This window comes from Sapientia aquatica, assembly GCF_004358105.1.
Taxonomy (GTDB): domain Bacteria; phylum Pseudomonadota; class Gammaproteobacteria; order Burkholderiales; family Burkholderiaceae_D; genus Solimicrobium; species Solimicrobium aquaticum.
Window position 1 is genome coordinate 751,432 of record NZ_SMYL01000001.1, and the last position, 21,736, is coordinate 773,167.

A 21,736-nucleotide genomic window follows, 5' to 3' on the forward strand; every position below is an offset into this window, starting at 1 on the left:
TACACAATGAAAATCGCAATCTTGCCAGGCGATGGTATCGGCCCAGAAATCGTTGATCAAGCGGTCAATGTACTGAATGCTTTGGATTTGAAATTTGAAATGGAATCCGCGCCAGTCGGTGGCGCAGGCTATGCAGCACATGGCCATCCATTGCCTGAGGCCACGTTGAAGCTCGCGCAGGAAGCGGATGCAATTCTGTTTGGCGCAGTCGGTGACTGGAAATACGATACGCTTGAGCGTTCCCTGAGACCAGAACAGGCGATTTTAGGATTGCGTAAGAACCTTAATTTATTCGCCAATTTGCGCCCAGCGATTTTGTACCCAGAATTGTCTGGCGCATCAACTCTAAAACCAGAAGTGGTCTCTGGTTTGGATATCTTGATTATCCGTGAGCTGACCGGCGATATCTATTTTGGCAAGCCGCGCGGGGTTCGGATTGCAACCGATGGCGCGTTTGTTGGTGAACGTGAAGGCTACGACACTATGCGTTATGCCGAAACTGAAATCAGACGAATTGCCCATGTTGCGTTTCAAGCGGCTCAGAAGCGTGACAAGCGTTTAACCAGCGTCGATAAAGCCAATGTGTTAGAGACTTTCCAGTTTTGGAAAGACATCGTTACCGATGTTCACAAAGAATATCCCGATGTAGCGTTGGATCATATGTACGTGGATAACGCCGCGATGCAGTTGATACGCGCACCAAAGAAATTCGACGTCATGGTCACCGGTAATATGTTTGGCGATATTTTGTCCGATGCCGCCGCAATGTTGACCGGCTCAATTGGTATGTTGCCGTCTGCTTCGCTGGATAAGAATAATAAAGGTTTGTACGAGCCGTCACACGGTTCCGCGCCGGACATTGCTGGCAAAGGAATTGCGAACCCATTAGCGACGATTTTATCGGCTGCCATGATGTTGCGTTTTTCTTTGGGACTTCCAGAGCAGGCCGATCGCATTGAGAACGCGGTCAAAAAAGTATTGGCTCAAGGTTTGCGTACACCGGATATTTATGAAGCAGGTACGACAAAAGTAGGAACAGTAGAAATGGGTGAAGCGGTCGTTCGTGCCTTAATCTAATTACGATAGGCTCATCCGTATTTAAAATTCAATTCAGCGGGAAGATAAAATGAAATTAGTTGGTCTGGTTGGTTGGCGTGGCATGGTGGGTTCGGTCTTGTTGCAGCGCATGCAAGAAGAGGGCGATTTCGCTCATATTGAACCGGTATTTTTCTCAACATCTAACGCGGGTGGTCAAGCACCTAGCTTGGCGAAGAATGAGACGACATTGCAAGACGCAAATGATATTGCCGCATTGAAGAAGTGCGACATTATTATTACCTGCCAAGGTGGTGACTATACTTCCGAGATTTTCCCGCAATTGCGCGCAAGCGGTTGGGACGGCTATTGGATTGACGCGGCTTCCACGTTGCGCATGAACGAAGATGCAATTATTGTCTTGGACCCAGTTAATTCGGATGTCATCAAGGCTGGTTTAGCGCGTGGCATCAAAAACTACATCGGCGGAAATTGCACAGTTTCCTGCATGTTGATGGGCTTAGGCGGCTTGTTTAAACACGATATGGTGGAGTGGGTAAATAGCATGACTTACCAAGCTGCATCAGGCGGTGGTGCGCAGCATATGCGTGAGTTGTTGACGCAGTTCGGACAAATTAACGCTTCAGTCAAGTCATTGTTGGATAACCCAAGTTCAGCAATTTTAGAGATTGATCGGCAAGTTTTGGCGCAGCAACACGCATTTACTGCGGAAGAAACCAAACAATTCGGCGTTCCATTGGCGGGTAATCTAATTCCTTGGATTGATAAAGATTTGGGCGACGGTAGTTCCAAAGAAGAATGGAAAGCTGGCGTTGAAACCAATAAAATCCTCGGCCGCGGTGTTGGATTTGAAAAAGCGGCGATTCCGGTAGATGGTTTGTGCGTACGAATCGGTGCAATGCGTTGCCACTCGCAGGCATTAACCATCAAGCTTCGCCAAGACGTGCCGTTAAATGAAATTGAAGCGATTATCGCGCAAAGTAATCCATGGGCAAAAGTTGTCGAAAATACTCGTGAAGCCTCAATGCGCGAGTTGACCCCAGCGGCGGTTACTGGTGGCATGATCATTCCGGTTGGACGTCTGCGTAAGTTGCAAATGGGGGGCGAATATTTGTCCGCCTTTACCGTTGGGGATCAATTATTATGGGGTGCTGCCGAACCCTTACGGCGCATGCTACGTATTTTGGTCGATTGATTTGTAACCAATTAGCAAAAAAAAGGGACTGTTAAGTCCCTTTTTTACAATATTACTGTTCGTAAATTACAGTGCAACATATAATCATGCAAGATTTGAACTATTGTATGAAGGTAACATTTGGTAACTATGTGTTGCTTCGGCATCATTAAAATTGCTCGTAATCAAGATAAACTTGCAACCCTAAGTTCCTGATGTTAATGTGAAAAGCCGAAATATCATTTCGGGACGGGCAAAGAGTTCAATTGAGCAACTTTTTGGGCTGAATGTTAATTATTAAAAACGGCTCACGAGTTCCTTAGCACCTGTAGCTATTATCTCAATCAATTTACGTCATAAAATATGCAACCGAAAAAATACGCAATATTTGCCTCAATGAGTGTGAAAACGTTAGGTTTAGCGTTAGCTTCTTCTTGCTTGATCTTCTCAGGTGCTGATGCAGCAGGATTAGGAAAGCTAACAGTGCTGTCAGCGCTGGGGCAACCGCTTAGAGCTGAAATTGAACTCACGTCGTTCACCAATGATGATATTGGTAATACGGTTCCAAAACTCGCCAGTCAAGAAGCATTCCGCCAAGCAAACATTGATTTCAACTCGAATTTATTGACGTTGCGTTTTGCTGTTGAACAACGAGGCACACGCCACTACGTATTGGTAACTTCGACGCAGTCGGTTAATGAGCCGTTCGTTGAAATTTTGCTGGAACTCAACTCAAGTACCGGTAAATTGACCCGTGAATACACGATGTTGATCGATCCACTTGAGATGCAAACTACCAACGCCGCATCCAGCGTTGCGCCAAAGGTCGCTCCAACAAGCGCTCCACAAATAATCAATGCAGCACCTGCACCAGTCGCACCAGCGCCGACCCAATCCCCAGCGCCGGCAGCTACCTCACCGGTTGCTAAGCCAATTGAAAAAAATACTGCGCCAGCGCCATCCAAATCTGACAGCGCGTCCAGTGATAAAACTGGTGAGTACCAAATTAAAAGCGGTGACACCTTAGGCAAGATTGCCGATCAATTTAAGCCTGCGGGTGTTTCGCTGGATCAAATGTTGGTCGCGATTCATCGCAGCAATCCCAACGTGTTCATCAACAATAATATGAACTTGCTGCGTTCGGGTCGTATCATTTCAATTCCTGGCGCTTCGGAGATTGAACGCACCAGCGCGCCAGAAGCGCGCAAAATTGTGCTGGCGCAATCGATCGATTTCAACGCATACCGTAACAAACTAGCCAACCAAGTCGCACAAGGTGCGCCAGAGAAAGCAGCTGAATCCAAAAAAGTCGATAGCGGAAAGATTACTGCTAAGGTCACCGAAACACCTACCTCGGCCAACGAATCGAAAGACAAGTTAAAACTTTCCAAAGCGCAGATCCAAGAGCAAGCCGATAAAAAAGCGCAGGAAGAAGACAAAATCGCCAAGCAAAAAGCGCTCGAAGCAGCGAATGCTCGCGTCAAAGAATTGGAACAAAATACGGCAAAACTGCAAGGCATCTTGGATCTAAAAAACAAGGCTGCGGCGAGCTCAGCATCAGCGTCTGCAGCTTCAACTGCGGCATCCGCTTCAGCCGCGGCATCCACCAAATCGAGTGCTGCAGCACCAGCAGCATCGGTGGCCGCTTCAGCCACATCATCTTTGCCAAAAATCGAAGCTAATGTTCCCGCTTCAGCGCCTGCTCACAAGCAAACAGTTCGCCCTAAAGTGATCGCTGCGCCAGTTTCAGAGCCGCCTAGCTTCTTTGCAGATTGGTTAAGTTATTTGCCGTATGGTGCGGTCGCCTTGGCGGCGCTCGGTTTAGCGGGAATTTACGTCAGCAAGCGCAATAAAAAGCCTGAACACTTCGACGACGAAAGCATTTTGACCGGTTCCAGCATGAAGGCCAACTCCTTGTTTGGCTCGACTGGCGGTCAAAGCGTTGATACGAATAACAGCGTCTTTAATTCAAATTTTGCCCCATCAGCAAGTCAATTGGATGCGAACGAAGTTGACCCAGTTGCTGAAGCTGACGTCTACATTGCTTACGGACGCGATGAGCAAGCCGAAGAAATTCTGCGCGAAGCTCTGCGCACCCAACCAGATCGTCAAGCCGTTCGGGTTAAGCTGTTAGAAATTTATGCGCACCGGAAAGATACGCGAACGTTCGAAACGGTTGCTAGCGAATTGTATGGAATGACTGGCGGCGCAGGTCCCGATTGGGCGCAAGCGGCTTCCTTGGGCTTGATGATTGATCCACAAAATCCTTTGTATGCTGGCGGAAATTCTGGAGATCACGCAGCCGTTCTTGGCGCATCAACCTTGCCGGTCGAAAGTCTTGATCCCGAGGCATTGTTGGGTAATTCGTTGTCGCAAGAGATGCTCAATTCAATCTCGGCAAAAAATGATTTAAGTCCATCCATGTTTATGGGGGACGTGAATGATTCAACCCATCGGACCAAAGATTTAAATGAGGGGCTTGATTTTGATTTGGGTCTAACAATTCCTCCATCAGAACCTGAGGATGAATTCGCGCCGGCCAAGCCTTCGACTCCAGCTCCAGCAGCTTCAACAGCACCAGCAACCCCGGTTGCAGAAGCTAAGCCCGCCGATGACCACCACGGCAATGATCTGCAATTTGAATCGCATGATTTCAGTGCTCCAGCAAAACAAGCCGCTCCGAGCGTCAGCGAGTCTACTGACGCAGTTGGCACGACTACCGAAGAAGTAGCTGAGACCGAAAATCCTAGCTTAGACTTTGCGGCCTTGGACTTTGACTTTGATATTCCTGCATCCAAAGAGGCAGAACATCCTCAAGCAGAGCCAGTCGCCCATGCGATGGAAGAAATTCCGCATTTTGATTTGCCGCCTTCCGTGCCGGCAGCAGCCGAAGCGGCGTCAATCTCGCCGTCCACGTTTGACTTTGATTTGTCAGGCATTGATCTTGAGTTGCCAAAAGTGTCTGGTTCTCATTCGACTGGCGAGCCTAATTTTGAACCGCATGCTGCTCCAGCAAGTGTTGCTGAAGAGGTTGGTTCTGAAGCGGTATCGGAAGAAGAGTTTAGCGCTGAAATGGCAACCAAGCTCGATTTGGCAGTTGCCTATCAAGAAATTGGCGATAAAGATGGCGCGCGTGAATTATTGGATGAAGTGTTAAAAGCTGGAAATCAAGAGCAAATCGCTCGCGCAAAAGCAATGCTGCAAGAATTGGCGTAAAACAATATTGCTTTAAAGACGGGCGCTGCGTTATGCTAGCGCCCGTTTTTATTTGATTGTCAGAACATTTGTTGAGTCGAGGATGTAAGTGAAGCGCATTGTTTTAGGGGTTCAATATGACGGTAAGCCTTGGCTCGGTTGGCAAGCGCAACCGCACGGTCAAACAGTACAAGATAAGTTGGAATTTGCGCTGAAAGCGATTGCAGACGCCCCGATTAAAGTTTCCTGCGCAGGGAGAACCGACGCTGGCGTCCATGCCCTAGAGCAAGTTGTGCATTTTGATACCGATATTGATCGTCCCTTAACGTCTTGGGTGCGGGGTGTAAATGCCCATTTGCCTGATTCTATTGCTGTTCGCTGGTCCAGTGAAATTATTCAACCTGCCGATTCCGAGCAAGACTTTCACTCAAGATACAGCGCCACTGCGCGCACTTACCACTACGTTTTATACAATCATTCGGTACGTTCACCGATTTTATCGGGCAGAGCGGGGTGGGTGTTCCGACCGTTAGATGAGCAGAAAATGCTCGAAGCAGCCCAATATTTGCTGGGCGAGCACGATTTTTCGTCGTTTCGGGCGACAAGTTGTCAGGCAAAATCGCCAGTTAAGCAGATGTATTCCATCTCAATCGTGCGTCAGGGTAATTTGATCTTTTGTACACTTAAGGCCAGCGCGTTTTTGCATCATATGGTACGCAACATCGTCGGTAGCTTGATTGTGGTCGGTGTTGGCAATCAGCCGCCAGAATGGATGCGCGAAGTCCTTCTGACTTGTGACCGAAGCATTGCGGCGCCGACTTTTATGCCGGACGGACTGTACTTGGCAAAAGTTGACTATCACCCAAAATGGAATCTGCCTCAGCAGGTCACAACCGACAATTGGTTTGCCTAGTCAACCTTATGGAAGAGCAATGGTAACTCGGATCAAAATTTGTGGATTTACCCAAAACGAAGACGTGCAAGTCGCCGTTGAGTTGGGCGTTCATGCGCTGGGTTTTGTGTTTTATGCGGGCAGCGCACGCTATGTTGAACCTAGGCGCGCCCAAGAATTAATCGCGTTGATCCCTCCTTTTGCTACCTCAGTTGGACTATTCGTCAATGCAAGCTTGGAAGAGGTTTCCGCCACTATGGCAATTGCGCCGGTTTCTTTGCTGCAATTTCATGGTGATGAGCCGCTTGAGCAGTGCCATGCGATTGCTGAAGCGGTTAAGCGTCCATTCATACGCGCTTTGCGGGTCAAGCCGAACATGAATGCGGTGGATTTGTTACAATACGAATCTGTGTGTAAATCTGGCAGTCCGTGGTTCCAAGGATTGCTGCTAGATACCTTTGTTGATAGTTTCGGTGGTAGTGGAAAGGTTTTTGATTGGTCAATTATCCCAAAAGAACTCGCGCCTCGGGTCGTTTTAAGTGGTGGATTAACCGTGCACAATGTAAGTGGTGCGGTGGCCCAACTTCGCCCTAGCGCAGTTGACATCAGTAGTGGTGTAGAACTTGCCAAGGGCATTAAAGACCCCGCTAAAATGCGCGCCTTTATTGATGCGGTGCAATTAGCTGACACTAACTTAACTGAGCAAAATCATGACTTCAACAGCAGAATTAATTAATGTCGCCGACGACGTTACATCCTCCGTATCAACTTCCTCAAACGCACCATACCACTTGCCGGATGCACGCGGCCACTTTGGTATGTATGGCGGCAGCTTTGTTTCCGAAACTCTCAGTCACGCGCTGGGCGAACTGACTGAAGCGTACGCGCATTATTCAACCGATCCAGAATTCTTGGCCGAATATCACAGCGAGCTGAAATATTTCGTCGGTCGTCCTTCGCCGATTTACCATGCCAAACGCTGGTCGTCAGAAATCGGCGGTGCGCAAATATTTTTTAAGCGGGAAGACCTAAACCATACTGGCGCGCACAAGATCAACAACGTAATCGGCCAAGCTTTGCTGGCCAAGCGCATGGGCAAACCACGTGTTATCGCTGAAACCGGCGCGGGGCAACACGGTGTCGCAACTGCCACAATCTGCGCGCGGTTTGGCTTGGAATGTGTCGTCTACATGGGATCCGAGGACGTCGCCCGCCAAGCCCAAAACGTGTATCGCATGAAGTTGTTGGGCGCGACAGTCGTGCCCGTGGAATCCGGTTCCAAGACACTCAAAGACGCGCTCAATGAAGCAATGCGGGATTGGGTTGCTAATGTGGACAATACCTTCTACATCATTGGCACTGTCGCGGGTCCACATCCTTATCCGATGATGGTCAGGGATTTTCAGGTGGTGATCGGTAAGGAATGTCTGGTACAGATGCCAGAATTGGCTGGTCGCCAACCTGATGCGGTGATTGCCTGTGTGGGCGGTGGCTCAAATGCGATTGGTATTTTCCATCCGTATATTGATTACCCTGAGGTAAAACTCATTGGCGTCGAAGCAGCCGGCGAGGGAATTAACACTGGCAAACATTCGGCCTCACTGACTGCTGGCTCTCCGGGTGTCCTGCATGGCAATCGGACTTATCTGTTGCAAGATGCAAACGGTCAAGTTATTGAAACTCATTCGGTTTCAGCGGGCTTAGATTACCCTGGCGTTGGTCCAGAACACGCTTGGTTAAAGGACTGTGGTCGCGCTCAATATGAAACGATTACCGATAAAGAAGCGCTCAAAGCATTTCACGATTGCTGCCGAATTGAAGGAATTATTCCCGCTTTGGAGTCCAGTCATGCAATTGCGTACGCAACCAAATTAGCGGCAACTTTGCCAAAAGATAAATTATTGCTCGTGAATTTATCCGGACGTGGTGATAAAGACATGCATACCGTAGCGCAACAAGCCGGTATTCCGCTTTAATCTCACTCAAGGAAATTTCATGTCAAGAATTAAACAAACTTTTGTTGAACTCGCCAATCAAGGTCGAAAAGGCTTAATCCCGTTTATCACCGCTGGTGACCCAAGTGCATCGGCAACCGTGAAATTAATGCATGCTTTGGTCAAGGGCGGGGCGGATATTATCGAGCTTGGTGTGCCATTTTCGGACCCAATGGCCGATGGCCCAGTCATTCAACGCGCCTCGGAACGTGCTTTAAAGAATGGTGTTGGGCTTTCCGATGTATTACAATGCGTGCGTGAATTCCGTGAGAGCAATATTTCTACCCCAATCGTGTTGATGGGATATGCCAATCCGATTGAGCGTATGGGGACGGAAAAATTTGTGACGGAAGCGGCCAATGCTGGCGTTGACGGTGTTTTGGTGGTGGATTACCCGCCCGAAGAATCACTGGAATATGCGGCATGCATGAAAAAGCATGGCTTAGATGTGATTTTCTTGCTTGCTCCAACGTCAACCCAACAACGCATCGAGCAAGTAGCCCAAATCGCGAGCGGATATGTGTATTACGTCTCGTTGAAAGGGGTTACCGGCAACAACGTGATCGATCTTTCTGAAGTCAATCGCATGCTGCCGATAATAAAGAATCACGTAAAAGTGCCGATTGCCGTTGGATTTGGTATTCGTGATGGCGCAACAGCCAAGCTAATCGCCAGCGTTTCTGACGCGGTGGTCATTGGAAGCCGAATTATTCAGGAAGTAGAAGCGTATAACGATGTTGCCGACAAGGCTGGTTTATACGGCAAAGTTCAAGAATTTATCGGTGGTGTGCGCCACGCTATTGATAGTTGAACGTTTAACGTCGCAAGCGCTGGTTAATTTGAGCGCTTGCGCAAAGTAATACAGAAAAAACGCCCGTAGCATTGGCGTTTTGCATAAGGAGAGAAAAATGAGCTGGTTAGAAAAACTACTTCCACCAAGAATTCAACGTAACGACGCGTCCACACGCAAGTCCATCCCTGAAGGACTGTGGGTCAAATGCCCGTCGTGCGAAGCGGTTTTATATCGCTCTGATCTAGAAGCCAATCTGCACGTTTGCCCTAAGTGCAGCCATCACATGCGCATCAGCGCGCGTGAGCGCTTGGATAGCTTGTTAGACGCAGGTGGACATTATGAAATCGGCCAAGAAACTCTGCCTGTTGATACCTTGAAATTTAAAGACAGCAAAAAATACACCGATCGTTTGAAAGCGGCGATGGATTCAACCGGTGAGACCGATGCGCTGGTCGTCTTGGGTGGTTCAATTCTGAGTATTCCTGTGGTTGTAGCCTGCTTCGAATTCGACTTCATGGCCGGTTCGATGGGCTCTGTTGTTGGTGAGCGTTTTGTTCGTGGTGTGAATGCGGCGTTGGAGCAAAAAGTGCCGTTTATCTGCATTACCGCAACCGGTGGCGCACGTATGCAAGAAGGTTTGCTGTCGTTGATGCAAATGGCAAAAACTACCGCGATGCTGACTAAGCTGTCTGAGAAAAAGCTGCCATTTATTTCTGTATTGACCGATCCGACTACCGGTGGTGTATCAGCCTCATTCGCGTTCATGGGCGACATCGTCATGGCTGAGCCAAAGGCGTTAATCGGTTTTGCTGGCGCACGTGTGATTGAAAATACAGTGCGTGAGAAATTGCCAGAAGGCTTCCAGCGCGCTGAGTTTTTGATTCAAAAAGGTGCGATTGATATGATTGTTGATCGTCGCAAAATGCGCGAAGAAATAGCCAAATTGCTGGCCTTGCTGCAAAATCAACCAGCCGAAGCGGTAGCGTAATTAAATCTTCGGCCCGATAAAACCACGGTACGCCGTGGTTTTTTTCATTATTCATCAGCATTTAAAAATGACATCAATGTCCACCACAAACTCGCTAACCACTTTATCCGACTGGCTAGCCCATCTAGAAACAGCACATCCGACCGTGATCGAAATGGGCTTGCAGCGCGTAAATACAGTCAAAGAGCGTCTTGGAATCACGTTTGAATGTCCAGTAATTATCGTCGGTGGAACTAACGGCAAAGGCTCGACCTGCGCCATGCTGGAATCGATCTTAATGCAAGGCGGGTATAAAGTTGGCTTATATACCTCGCCCCATTTAATTCACTTTAACGAGCGCGCCAGAATTAACGGCATCTCTGTGGTGGACGCTGATTTTGTACAAGCTTTCCACGCAGTTGAATTGGCTAAGGCTGAAATCTCGCTGAGCTATTTTGAATTCACGATGCTGGCATGCACCAAGATTTTTGCTGATGCCAAGTTGGATGCAGTGATATTGGAAGTTGGCCTAGGTGGGCGCTTGGACGCGGTTAATATATTTGAGGCGGATGTCGCAATCGTCACCAGCGTTGATATCGACCACGTGGAGTATTTGGGCGATACGCGCGAGAAAATCGGATTTGAAAAAGCCGGCATTTTTAGAGCACATGCAACGGCGATATGCTCCGATCCAAGTCCGCCGCAAACGTTGATTGATCACGCTAACCAAATCGGCGCTGATTTATGGTTGTTTGGCCGCGATTTTAACTACGCGGGCGACAAGCAACAGTGGAACTATGCAGGACGTCACCAACGGCGTCATTCGCTTGCCTATCCTAGTTTGCGCGGCGCCAATCAACTGCTGAATGCCTCGGCTGCGCTGGCTGCATTAGAAGCACTACGTGACCGCTTGCCATTGGGGGCGCAAGAAATTCGCAGCGGCTTGGTCATGATTGATTTGCCGGGCCGTTTCCAAGTCTTAGCCGGACGACCAACCGTTGTTCTCGACGTGGCGCACAATCCGCATGCGGCGGCAACTTTGCACCAAAATCTGGACAATATGGGATTTCATGCATACACCTATGCCGTGTTCGGTGCCATGCAAGACAAAGATATTTTGGGTGTGATTAATCAACTAAAAAATCAAATCGACCATTGGTGTTTGACTGATTTACCCCTTCCTCGAGCGGCTTCGGCTCAACACATAAGTTCACTATTAAGCGAGGCCGGAGTAACAATCGACAAGGATCACAGCATTCAATGCTTTGAAAATCCAGCAAATGCCTATACATATGCCTTAAGTAGAGCAGGGGAAAATGATAGAATAGTGGTTTTCGGGTCATTCTTAACCGTTGCAGGTGTAATTGAATGCCGAAATAATAAAAAACAACCTTAGCCTGAACCCAATAAGGGAAAAATAATGGTTAGCGTTTCACACTGGTTTTTTATTTAACAAAGTAGTTTACTCGTTTAATACACTGACATTTCGCATGAGCTTGTTCTCCAACTTCAGTAAAAAACAACCCGAAGTCACTTCCGTGGCAGAAGCACTAGCGTCAGCAAGTGAGGCGACGCCACCAAAAGCGAAAAGTCGCAAGTCCGAAAATCGCCACACCAATGCGCAAAACGAGCAACTTGTCCCAGAAAAAAAACGTGCGCGTCGCCGCTTAATTGGCGCGATTGCGATGGTGTTAGCCGTGGTCATCGGCTTGCCGATGGTGCTCGACTCCGAACCTAAGCCGATTAATAAAAACATCACTATTCAAATCCCGTCCAAAGAGTCGACCGTCGCATCGTTGGACAGCAAAGAAGAATTGGTGCCTGAAGATATTCTAGACCCAGCAGCTAAACGCGCTGTAGCACCGGTTGCAACGCCCGCATTGGCAGCGACATCGCCCGCTTTACCCGAAAAAACAGCCGAGCCAGTCAAGCCAAACGCCGATGCTATCAAAGCCGAGCCCGTCGTTAAATCGGCCAAGCCAGAAGTGAAGCCAGAGCCGAAAGCTGAAACCAAGGTAGATATTAAACCCGACACCAAAGTCGACACCAAATCAGAACCTCGACACGTTGCCGAAGTCGCGCCCAAAAAAGAAGCCGCACCAGTTACCGCAACGAAAACAGAATCCAAAAACACGCCACACGTATCGACTTCAGAAGAGTCTGCACGCGCCTTGGCAATCTTAGGTGGAGCGGACCCAAGCTCAACGACCTCTAAAACACGAATTGTTGTGCAAGTTGGCGCCTTTGCTACGCAAGAAAAAGTAAATGAATTACAAACAAAATTGACCTCGGCCGGTATTAAATCCTTTACCCAAAAGGTTGCAACCAGTTCTGGCGATAAAATTCGCGTGCGTGTTGGCCCGTTTAACGACAAGGAATCGGCCGATAAAATGAAAGCTCAGTTAGAAAAAATAGGTTTGAATGGCAGCTTAATCCCGCTATAAATTTATGACCATCTTTGATTATTTGGTTTTGTTTATATTGATTTCATCCATCATCATTAGCATGATGCGCGGGCTGCTCAAAGAAATACTGTCTCTTGCTAGTTGGATAATTGCGTTCTGGGTAGCAAACGCGTACGGCACAAAATTAGCCGAATTGATTCCATTTTCGGAATTATCAGTCAGATTAATTATTGCATTTGTAGCTTTGTTCATTGGCGTGCGTTTGCTAATGTGGTTATTAGCAATGGCGCTCGACAGCATTATCACCGCAGGTGGACTAAAGCTCGTTGATCGCGGCCTTGGTGGCTTATTTGGATTGGCACGCGGATTGATTATCGTATTTGCATTAATGCTAGTTTGTGGAACAACCAGTTTGCCCCAGCAACCATTTTGGAAAAATGCGTTTTTAAGACCAATTGTAGAAACAGCGGCGCTTACCGCCAAACCTTATCTGCCGGGTTCTTTTGCCCAGTATGTCAAATTTTAATTCATCGTTTTAGGAGTCCACCATGTGTGGGATAGTCGGCGTAGTTTCAAATAGCATGGTTAATCAAGTGATTTACGATGCGCTTCTCTTGTTGCAACATCGTGGTCAAGATGCGGCAGGTATCGCAACGAGTCATGGCAGTTCATTCGCGATGCATAAAGCCAACGGCTTGGTGCGTGACGTTTTCCGCACGCGCAATATGCGCTCTTTGCCGGGTAACGTCGGTATTGGTCAAGTGCGTTATCCAACCGCTGGCTCCACTAGCGAAGAAGAAGCTCAACCATTTTATGTCAATGCCCCGTTTGGCATCGTTTTGGCACATAACGGTAATCTAACCAATGCAGAACAATTAAAAATTGAACTGTTTAAAAACGACCGTCGCCACATCAATACGGATTCGGATTCTGAAGTATTGTTGAACGTGTTAGCGCACGAAATTCAACAAGCGACCACGTCGTATTCACTCGATCCTGCCACCTTGTTTGGCGCTATCCGACGCTTACATAACCGGGTGCGTGGTTCGTATGCAGTCGTGGCGCAAATTGCTGGTTATGGCTTGTTAGCTTTCCGCGATCCATATGGTATTCGTCCATTATGTTTAGGTATTTCGGAAACTGAAAAAGGCCCGGAATACATGATCGCCAGTGAGTCGGTAGCACTCGAAGGTTTGGGCTTTAAATTTGTACGTGACGTTGAACCGGGTGAAGCGATTTTCATTGATGAAGATCACAAAATGTACACCCAGCAATGTGCAGAAAATCCAACTCTCAACCCTTGCGCATTCGAGTACGTGTATTTAGCTCGTCCTGATTCCGTGTTAGACGGCGCCTCCGTGTACGAAACCCGTTTAAAAATGGGTGAATATCTAGCTGACCAAGTGCGTCAACAAATTTCATCGGGTGCGATTGATGTGGTCATGCCGATTCCTGATTCTTCCCGTCCTTCTGCGATGCAATTGGCGTTGAAATTGAATTTGGAATACCGTGAAGGCTTTATTAAAAATCGCTACATTGGCCGTACCTTCATCATGCCGGGCAACGTTTCGCGCCGTAAATCGGTCCGTCAAAAGTTGAACGCGATCGGTGCTGAATTTAAAGGCAAATCGGTTTTGCTAGTCGATGATTCCATCGTGCGCGGTACAACAAGCCGCGAGATCGTCCAAATGGCGCGCGAATCAGGTGCGACCCGCGTTGTGTTTGCCTCAGCCGCGCCACCAGTTAAGTTCCCTAACGTGTACGGCATTGATATGCCAACTCGCCAAGAATTAATCGCTTATGGCCGCAGCGACGAAGAAATCTGTCGCGAGATTACTGCTGATGCATTGGTCTATCAAGAAGTCTCTGCGATGCGTCGTGCGATTGCTGACGTGAACCCACGTTTGTCTAGTTTAGAAGCCTCGTGTTTTGACGGTGAATACATCACTGGAGATATTACGCGCGAGTATTTAGACAAACTGGAATGGGCCCGCAATCATCCAAAAGCGCGGATTGAAGACGGCGTTCCATCGCAATTAAATCTTAATTTGGCTAGAAGCGAGTAGTGTATGACGGGGTTTACCACCACCATTTTGCATAATGATCGTCAGAGTGAGATTGAACACGGGTCGATACACAAGCCTATTCACAGCGCAGTGACTTTTGGCTACGCCGATGCGCGCGAATTGGCCGATGTATTCCAAGGGAAAAAGGCCGGTTACCGTTATGGCCGCCAAGGGAACCCGACTGTCACGGCGTTGGAAGATAAGATCACCAAAATGGAAAATGGGGTGGCTAGCCTTTGTTTTTCTAGCGGCATGGCTGCTATTGGCGCGATTCCGCTCGGGTTGCTTAAAAACGGTGACCACATTGTTTCATCGGCCTTTTTGTTTGGTAATACCAGCAATTTGTGGCAAACGATTACTTCACTGGGCGTATCCACTTCCTTTGTGGATGCGACCAACGTGGCTAATGTTGAAGCGGCGTTGACACCCAATACGCGCATCGTATTTGTCGAAACTATCGCCAATCCGCGCACCCAAGTTGCTGACTTAAAAGAGATTGGTGAGTTGTGCCAAGCGCGCGGTATTTTGTTTGTCGTCGATAACACGATGACTTCGCCATTTTTGTTTCACCCAAAAACAGTTGGCGCTGGGTTGGTAATCAATTCCTTGACCAAAGCAATCTCGGGCCACGGCGACGTTTTGGGTGGTTGCATCACCGATACGGGTGCTTATGATTGGAACCTGTATCCTAATATCGCCCCCAACATCAAGAAGCAAGCTCCCGCGATGTGGGGAATCAATCAGTTACGCGGCAAAGCGTTGCGCGACTTTGGCGCCTGTTTGTCGCCGGATGCGGCGCATCAAATTGCCATCGGTGCAGAAACCATGGCGCTGCGGGTTGAACGCCAGTGCAGCAATGCGCTGCAACTCACCGAGCTTTTAGCAGCGAGCGATAAGGTGGCAGCGGTGCATTACCCAGGCTTAAAAAATCATCCACAACACGGTTTGTCATCCGAACTATTTAAAGCGCACGGTTCGATTTTTAGCTTCGAATTAAAACCGCACATTGATTGCTTCGACTTTCTTAATCGCTTGAATATTCCAATTTCAGCAACCCACTTAGGCGACAATCGCACGTTGATTATCCCAGTAGCGCACACCATTTTCTTTGAAATGGGCCAAGAGCGCCGCGCCGCGATGGGAATCTCTGAATCGTTGGTGCGCGTGTCGGTCGGGATTGAAGATAGCGACGATTTGTTAGCTGATTTTGCCCAAGCATTAGCAGCATTTTAAAACAAGGGCAGAGTTGGCTATCTGCCCATTTTTAATGTTGATCGCCCCACGTAGTTAGTCTGCCCCATCCCAAAGGAAGCCATGTTTATACAATCTCTTCGCATGACCTGGCGTGATTGGCGGGCTGGGGAATTGCGCTTTTTGTTGTTGGCGTTAGTGATTGCGGTTGGCGCCTTAAGCTCGGTCGGTTTCTTCGTCGATCGCGTCAGTAATGGATTACAGCGCGATGCCAATCAATTGCTGGGTGCTGATTTGGTAATCAGTGCCGATGCGCCTATCTTGGGGACATTGCAAACCTCGGTTCCCGAACTACAGCAACTCACCCAAGCCCGCACCACATCGTTTGTCAGTATGGCACTCAGTGCTAACGAAACCCAAAGTAAGTTGGTGTCTGTCAAGGCGGTTAGTGCAGGATACCCCTTGCGCGGCGAATTGACGCTGGACAGCGGAGCAGCAGGGCGCTCGGTTCCTGACGCGGGTAGCGTTTGGGTTGATCCGGCGGTGCTCAGCGCATTGCAACTGAGTTTGGGTGATCGTTTAAAGCTGGGTGAACACTCTTTCGTTATCCGCCACGTAATTGAAAATGAACCCGATCGCGGTTCGTCCTTCCTCAATTTTGCGCCGCGTGTGATGCTGGCTGAAAGTGATTTGGCCGCGACCAATCTAATTCAACCTGGTTCGCGGGTTACCTATCGCTTGCAATTGTCTGGTGCATCCGAAGGTATCGCGCAAGCGCAAAAGGCGTTGGAAAATGTCATCGCGGCCCAGAAGTTAAAAGGTATTAATCTCGAATCGTTAGCGACAGGACGCCCAGAAATGCGGGCGACTTTGGATCGTGCTAAACAATTTTTGTCGCTAGTGAGCTTGCTTTCAGCAATGTTGGCTGCTTTAGCGATTGCGTTATCTTCACGCCGTTTCATGCTGCGCCACATCGATTCAGTAGCGATGCTGCGCTGCCTAGGAATGACCCAAACCCAAGTCACGCTGCTGTATTTAATTGAATTTGTCGTCTTGGGTTTAGTGGCCAGTGTGCTCGGCGCTTTGCTCGGATACGCCGCGCATTTAGGCTTGTTAATTTGGCTTAAAAGCTTCATCACAACGACTTTACCGCAGCCGTCCGTTATTCCCGCTTTACAAGGGATTGCGATTGGTATGTTGCTGTTAATTGGTTTTGCGATTCCACCGATTCTGCAGCTACGCAATGTGCCGCACAATTTAATGGTGCGACGCGATACCGGTGGGCCGCAAGCGCATACCTTGTTTGCCTATTTAATTGGCATTGTGATGTTTGGACTTTTGCTGTTATGGCAGACCGGCAATGCTAAATTGGCAGGATTCACTTTGCTCGGATTCTTGGGTGGATTCGTGTTATTCGGAATCTGCGCTTGGTTATTTTTGCGTGCCACTAAGTTGATGCGCAATTGGTTTTCCGCTTCGGCGTGGCGCTTTGCGATTAATGCTTTGCAGCGTCGCCCAATGGCCAGTGTGGTGCAAGTGGTGGCGCTGTCTTTGGGCTTGATGGCTTTACTGTTGCTCACCGTGATTCGCGCTGACTTATTGAACGCTTGGCAGCAAGCCACGCCAGTTAATGCGCCGAATCAATTCATGATTAATATTTTGCCGGAACAAAAAGAAGCGGTTGCTGGGTTATTGGCCCAGCATCAAATTCAGAATCCTGTTTTGTATCCGATGATTCGTGGCCGACTAATTGCGGTCAACGATGGTCCGATAACGGCGGATAAATTTGACGCCGAGAATGCAAAACGCATGGTCGAGCGCGAGTTTAATTTATCGACCATGGAGCAAATGCAATCGCATAACCAATTGATTGCGGGGCATTGGTTTGATCTGAAAACTGGCGCTCCAGAGGCTTCGATTGAAGAGGGCATTGCTAGAACGCTGCATTTGAAAATGGGTGACACATTACGTTTCGATGTTGGCGGCCAGCAGATCGACGTTCGTATCACCAGCATCCGCAAGCTCGAGTGGAGTTCGATGCAGGTCAACTTCTTTGTCATTATTGATCCCAAAAGCGCCGCTGATTTACCGCAAACCTGGATTACTGCGTTCCACTTGCCTGCGACCCAAAGCAGGTTAATTACTGAATTGTCACGCGACTATCCTAATTTAACGATTGTTGATACCGGAGCAATTCTGAAGCAGGTGCAAGATGTGCTCGATCAGGTGGTCGCGGCTGTGCAATTCTTATTTTTATTTACCGTGATCTGTGGATTGCTCGTACTCTATGCAGCCCTGCAAAGTTCGCAACAGCAGCGCTTGCAGGAATCGAGCTTGCTGCGCGCGTTGGGTGCATCCCGAAAACAATTATCGCAGTCGCAATGGATAGAATACGGCTTGATCGGTAGTTTAGCGGGCTTATTAGCTGCCTTGGGTGCAGCGGTCATCGGCTGGGTGTTAGCGCGCTTTGTGTTTGAATTTGCGTTTCAACCTAGCCCATTTTTAGTGTTATTCGGTTTATTGGGTGGCATCGTGTGTGCGCTCGCTGGTGGATGGATAGGTTTAAGACAAATCCTTTCACAGCCGCCATTGTTGAGTTTACGGGAAGGGTAATTGTTAATGTCTGATCAGACTGAATCGACTAATCAAACGGAAAATAGCGAGTCGGAGGACACGATTACGCTGTATGAGCGCATCGGCGGTGAGCACAAGTTGCGCGAATTAGTCGATCGTTTTTACGATGTAATGGCGCTGGAGAATGACTTTAAAGGCATTCTCAGTTTGCATCCCACGTCACTCGATGGCTCCCGCGATAAATTGTTTTGGTTCTTGAGCGGCTGGATGGGCGGCCCAAATTTGTACATCGAGAAATTCGGCCACCCGCGCCTACGCGCCCGTCATTTGCCCTACGCGATTGGCATTTCAGAGCGCAATCAATGGCTAACTTGTATGGCCAGCGCGATGCAAGATGTTGAGATTGAAGAGCATTTGCGCGACCATCTATTGCAGTCGTTTTATCAAACCGCCGATTGGATGCGCAACCGCGAAGGTTGAGTACGCTGGCCTCCAATTCACAACCTTTAGCGCACAAGCCAACTCAGATCGACTTTAATGAAACTCACCCAAGAAGTATTCCAATGGCAAGAAGCCCCGCAAACCCAGCAGGTTTTGTGGCGTGCGGAAAATGGCTCGTTGCCGCCTAAGCGTTTCATTCTGGCCGACGACACCTTAAACGCTGACACGGCGTATAAATTGGCCTGCGAAGGCTGCGGCTTGTTATGGCAAGGCGACTTTCAAAACGCCCGCCAACTGTTGCAAGCCTTGGCTAGACGATGTGATCGACCAGTAAAAAAATCACGCAAAAAAACGAACGACGAAACGCCGGTAAGCCCCGCTCAGTTATTTAATCTGCATCGCCAAGCCCAATCGCAACGTGCCCGCGTGTTGGCGATGGTGTTGATTCCATTGAATAGCGATTACAGCGTGCCCTTAAAACGTGCACCCGACGTGCTGCAGGCTTGCGTTGAAGCGTACGGACCGCGTACCGATTCAAGCATTAATTCGATTGTTTCATTGCGTGAATTGCAGGCGCTAATCGGCGCGCATGAATGGCGTAAAAAGGGCGTCGCGATTCCAGAATTGGAAGGTGTAATTTATCCGCATTACGGCGTTTTCTCGCCAGTTCGCGGCGAATATATTTCGCTAATTGCGAGCGCGCCACTGCCAGATAAGGCGAGCACTTTGGCCTTTGACATCGGTACCGGAACTGGCGTAATTGCAGCCTTATTAGCCAAGCGCGGCATCAAAAAAATTATCGCGACCGATCAAGATCAGCGCGCCTTGACTTGCGCCCAAGACAATCTCAGACAGCTTGAAGTGAGCGATAAAGTGGAGTTGCTCAAAACAGACTTATTTCCCGACGCAAGAGCGGCGCTAATCGTGTGCAATCCTCCGTGGATTCCCGCGCGGCCAAGTTCGCCGATCGAATACGCGATCTTTGATCCCGAAAGCAGAATGTTAAAAGGCTTTTTGAGCGGATTAGCTGAACATTTGGACGTCGGTGGAGAAGGGTGGTTAATTCTATCCGACATCGCAGAACACTTAGGCTTGCGCCCACGTTCTGATTTGCTAGCATGGATTGAAGCCGCCGGACTTCGGATAATTGAACGCCTAGACATTAAACCTAAGCACCCAAAAACCGCCGATACCGAAGATGCATTGCACGCCGCTCGTGCCGCTGAAATCACTTCGTTATGGCGTTTGACGATTAAATAACTAGCCACAAAGGAATTCAAACAATGTCTAAACCAGCCCGCATTCTGACTTTTAAATGCAAAAAATGCGCCAAACCGGTACAGGTTTTTCTGCAAAAAGTATCGGCCTGCTCCCACATTCAGCCCTATCAAGGCATCTGTGATTGCGGCGAATTGTATCGCCACGCAACCGGCCAAGCGGATGCCGTACAGTCATTTTTGAATTCTACCGATAGCCAATGGGCGCATCATCATTAACGTTATTCATTAGGTTTATTTTCTAACCTATTGAATAATTGAGGTTTAATTTTAGCGCGAATCCCCAAGCATGGGCCAATGAATATGAGCACTCGTTATGATCTATTGATTGAAAACAATTCGATTTCAATCGCCCCGATTGACGCAGGCAAGCACATGGCGTGAATTTACAAGTGGGTTGGTCAAATGTCGCCAAGATATTTGCGAAAAATCTACCGTCCCCATTAGAAATTGAGCGTGCAATTGATCTGATCGAGGAAGAAATCAGCCGCACTAAAGCAGTTCTTGAGCCAGGCGCTCAGGTACACGCAAAACAGGCTTCTATCCGCCAAATCGCCGCTACAGCTGGACTCGATGTGCCGCACCAAACGCAACTGTCCGCCAACGCGGTGGAGAATCTGTTTACCAGAATGACGATGGCCGCTTACGGTAATTCAGCGCCAGGGGATGCGGACCATTCGGCCGAATTCTTTGCCGCGTTAATGAACCTCAGGGAGTTGATGCATCATCTTGGAATTGATCCGGCTGTAATTGACTTACAAGAATAGATGTTGATTTATGCCTGGCACGGTAAAGACGATAGTGGCGAAGAGTTCAAATTCAGCACTGCGAAAGAATAAACATAATTTTACATAATATAAATTATGCGTAATTATGCTTATATTTACCGACGCCGGTTTTCGTCAATTTAGACCGATCCTACCTCAGCGCAAACTGGATAAATAATTCGCCAAATCCACGATCTCGTTATTCTGCAATCCGTTTGTAATTGCGCTCATCGGCGCATAAATGCGTTCGCCTGTTTTGTCGCGATAACGTGTGATTGACGCTCTTAGATAACCAATTTGCTGGCCAGCTAAACGCGGAATCGATTCGCCACCCAAACCTTGTTGGCCGTGGCACATCACACAGCGCTGCAAGTAAATTTTTTGGCCGTTTGATGAAGTGACATTACTTGCAGGTTTCACTGCTTTGCTTGAATAAAATACACTCGCATTAATCCGATCTTCTTCGCTTAACATTTTCATTAGCCCTTGCATAAATTCGTATTGGCGTTGGCCTTTAACAAACTTATCGATTTGAGTGAGCAAATAATGAGGATTTTGGCCGGCGAGATTCGGGACATCTGTCTTTAGGCTATTGCCATCAGGTCCGTGGCAATTGGCACAAAAAAAGCTGAAGTTATGCGCTTTCGCTATCGACTTCTCGGTCGCCGATGGACTCGCCAAAATGCCCTTCAATTGATCATCCAGCGGAGAAAGGTCGGTAATAGTTTGCGCTTGGCACGGCAAAACGATAGCCCATAGCGCGCAAATTGCTATCACGTGCGTCCATTTAGACCAATGTGGATTCAAGGTATTTCTCCCAGTAAGTAATTGGGAGAAGTCTAGGCGTAATCAGCAATTAGATCGTTGATTCAAGTCAACTGTTTCGCTTCGAAATTGGGCGAGTACAACTGTCATCGCACGCGGCTGGAAGGAGAAGTTTTTGC

The 21,736-nt window shown here is 48.3% G+C and carries 19 protein-coding genes; 18 read left to right on the forward strand and 1 reads right to left on the reverse strand.

The window, feature by feature from the left end; genetic code table 11:
* Nucleotides 1-6 precede the first annotated feature (6 nt).
* The 18 genes from leuB to E2I14_RS03490 all read left to right on the forward strand — a co-directional run bounded on the left by leuB (nt 7) and on the right by E2I14_RS03490 (nt 20,792).
* Nucleotides 7-1,077 (forward strand): 3-isopropylmalate dehydrogenase, encoded by a 1,071-nt coding sequence (gene leuB, locus E2I14_RS03405; RefSeq protein ID WP_133325398.1) that lies wholly within the window; start codon nt 7-9, stop codon nt 1,075-1,077.
* Between the two features lie 49 nt (nt 1,078-1,126).
* On the forward strand, nt 1,127-2,251 hold the full coding sequence (asd, locus tag E2I14_RS03410; RefSeq protein WP_133325400.1) for an aspartate-semialdehyde dehydrogenase: 1,125 nt from the start codon (nt 1,127-1,129) through the stop codon (nt 2,249-2,251).
* A 375-nt stretch (nt 2,252-2,626) separates the two neighbouring features.
* Complete coding sequence (locus tag E2I14_RS03415) at nt 2,627-5,446, forward strand: FimV/HubP family polar landmark protein (protein ID WP_133325402.1); 2,820 nt, start codon at nt 2,627-2,629, stop codon at nt 5,444-5,446.
* A gap of 88 nt (nt 5,447-5,534) precedes the next feature.
* Nucleotides 5,535-6,338 carry a tRNA pseudouridine(38-40) synthase TruA gene (gene truA, locus E2I14_RS03420; RefSeq protein WP_133325404.1) on the forward strand — a complete coding sequence of 268 codons (804 nt, stop codon included), beginning with the start codon at nt 5,535-5,537 and terminating at the stop codon, nt 6,336-6,338.
* Nucleotides 6,339-6,357: 19 nt separating this feature from the next.
* Nucleotides 6,358-7,053 carry a phosphoribosylanthranilate isomerase gene (locus E2I14_RS03425; RefSeq protein WP_133325406.1) on the forward strand — a complete coding sequence of 232 codons (696 nt, stop codon included), beginning with the start codon at nt 6,358-6,360 and terminating at the stop codon, nt 7,051-7,053.
* 82 nt (nt 7,054-7,135) lie between these two features.
* Nucleotides 7,136-8,293 carry a tryptophan synthase subunit beta gene (gene trpB / locus E2I14_RS03430; RefSeq protein ID WP_227544584.1) on the forward strand — a complete coding sequence of 386 codons (1,158 nt, stop codon included), beginning with the start codon at nt 7,136-7,138 and terminating at the stop codon, nt 8,291-8,293.
* Between the two features lie 19 nt (nt 8,294-8,312).
* A complete protein-coding gene (gene trpA, locus E2I14_RS03435) occupies nt 8,313-9,122 on the forward strand; it encodes a tryptophan synthase subunit alpha (RefSeq protein WP_133325410.1) in 810 nt (269 codons plus the stop codon).
* Nucleotides 9,123-9,219: 97 nt separating this feature from the next.
* Nucleotides 9,220-10,092, forward strand: a complete 873-nt coding sequence (accD, locus tag E2I14_RS03440) for an acetyl-CoA carboxylase, carboxyltransferase subunit beta (RefSeq protein WP_133325412.1) — start codon at nt 9,220-9,222, stop codon at nt 10,090-10,092.
* Nucleotides 10,093-10,159: 67 nt separating this feature from the next.
* Nucleotides 10,160-11,467 (forward strand): bifunctional tetrahydrofolate synthase/dihydrofolate synthase, encoded by a 1,308-nt coding sequence (gene folC / locus E2I14_RS03445; protein WP_133325414.1) that lies wholly within the window; start codon nt 10,160-10,162, stop codon nt 11,465-11,467.
* A 94-nt stretch (nt 11,468-11,561) separates the two neighbouring features.
* The gene (locus E2I14_RS03450) at nt 11,562-12,515 is read left to right on the forward strand and encodes an SPOR domain-containing protein (RefSeq protein WP_133325416.1); all 954 of its coding nucleotides are present in this window, start codon (nt 11,562-11,564) and stop codon (nt 12,513-12,515) included.
* Between the two features lie 4 nt (nt 12,516-12,519).
* Nucleotides 12,520-13,002, forward strand: coding sequence for a CvpA family protein (locus tag E2I14_RS03455; protein WP_133325418.1), 483 nt, complete (start codon nt 12,520-12,522; stop codon nt 13,000-13,002).
* 22 nt (nt 13,003-13,024) lie between these two features.
* A complete protein-coding gene (gene purF, locus E2I14_RS03460; RefSeq protein WP_133325420.1) occupies nt 13,025-14,542 on the forward strand; it encodes an amidophosphoribosyltransferase in 1,518 nt (505 codons plus the stop codon).
* A 3-nt stretch (nt 14,543-14,545) separates the two neighbouring features.
* Nucleotides 14,546-15,775 carry a cystathionine gamma-synthase family protein gene (locus E2I14_RS03465; RefSeq protein ID WP_133325422.1) on the forward strand — a complete coding sequence of 410 codons (1,230 nt, stop codon included), beginning with the start codon at nt 14,546-14,548 and terminating at the stop codon, nt 15,773-15,775.
* 81 nt (nt 15,776-15,856) lie between these two features.
* The gene (locus E2I14_RS03470) at nt 15,857-18,346 is read left to right on the forward strand and encodes an ABC transporter permease (RefSeq protein ID WP_133325424.1); all 2,490 of its coding nucleotides are present in this window, start codon (nt 15,857-15,859) and stop codon (nt 18,344-18,346) included.
* Nucleotides 18,347-18,352: 6 nt separating this feature from the next.
* Nucleotides 18,353-18,787: a group II truncated hemoglobin gene (locus E2I14_RS03475; protein ID WP_133325426.1), complete on the forward strand. Its 435-nt coding sequence runs from the start codon at nt 18,353-18,355 to the stop codon at nt 18,785-18,787.
* A 57-nt stretch (nt 18,788-18,844) separates the two neighbouring features.
* Nucleotides 18,845-20,008, forward strand: coding sequence for a methyltransferase (locus E2I14_RS03480; protein WP_133325428.1), 1,164 nt, complete (start codon nt 18,845-18,847; stop codon nt 20,006-20,008).
* Nucleotides 20,009-20,031: 23 nt separating this feature from the next.
* The gene (locus tag E2I14_RS03485; protein ID WP_133325430.1) at nt 20,032-20,244 is read left to right on the forward strand and encodes a hypothetical protein; all 213 of its coding nucleotides are present in this window, start codon (nt 20,032-20,034) and stop codon (nt 20,242-20,244) included.
* 161 nt (nt 20,245-20,405) lie between these two features.
* Nucleotides 20,406-20,792, forward strand: coding sequence for a hypothetical protein (locus E2I14_RS03490; protein WP_133325432.1), 387 nt, complete (start codon nt 20,406-20,408; stop codon nt 20,790-20,792).
* Nucleotides 20,793-20,948: 156 nt separating this feature from the next.
* On the opposite strand, the gene E2I14_RS03495 is transcribed toward E2I14_RS03490, so the two are convergent.
* On the reverse strand, nt 20,949-21,599 hold the full coding sequence (locus tag E2I14_RS03495; RefSeq protein WP_133325434.1) for a c-type cytochrome: 651 nt from the start codon (nt 21,597-21,599) through the stop codon (nt 20,949-20,951).
* Nucleotides 21,600-21,736 lie beyond the last annotated feature (137 nt).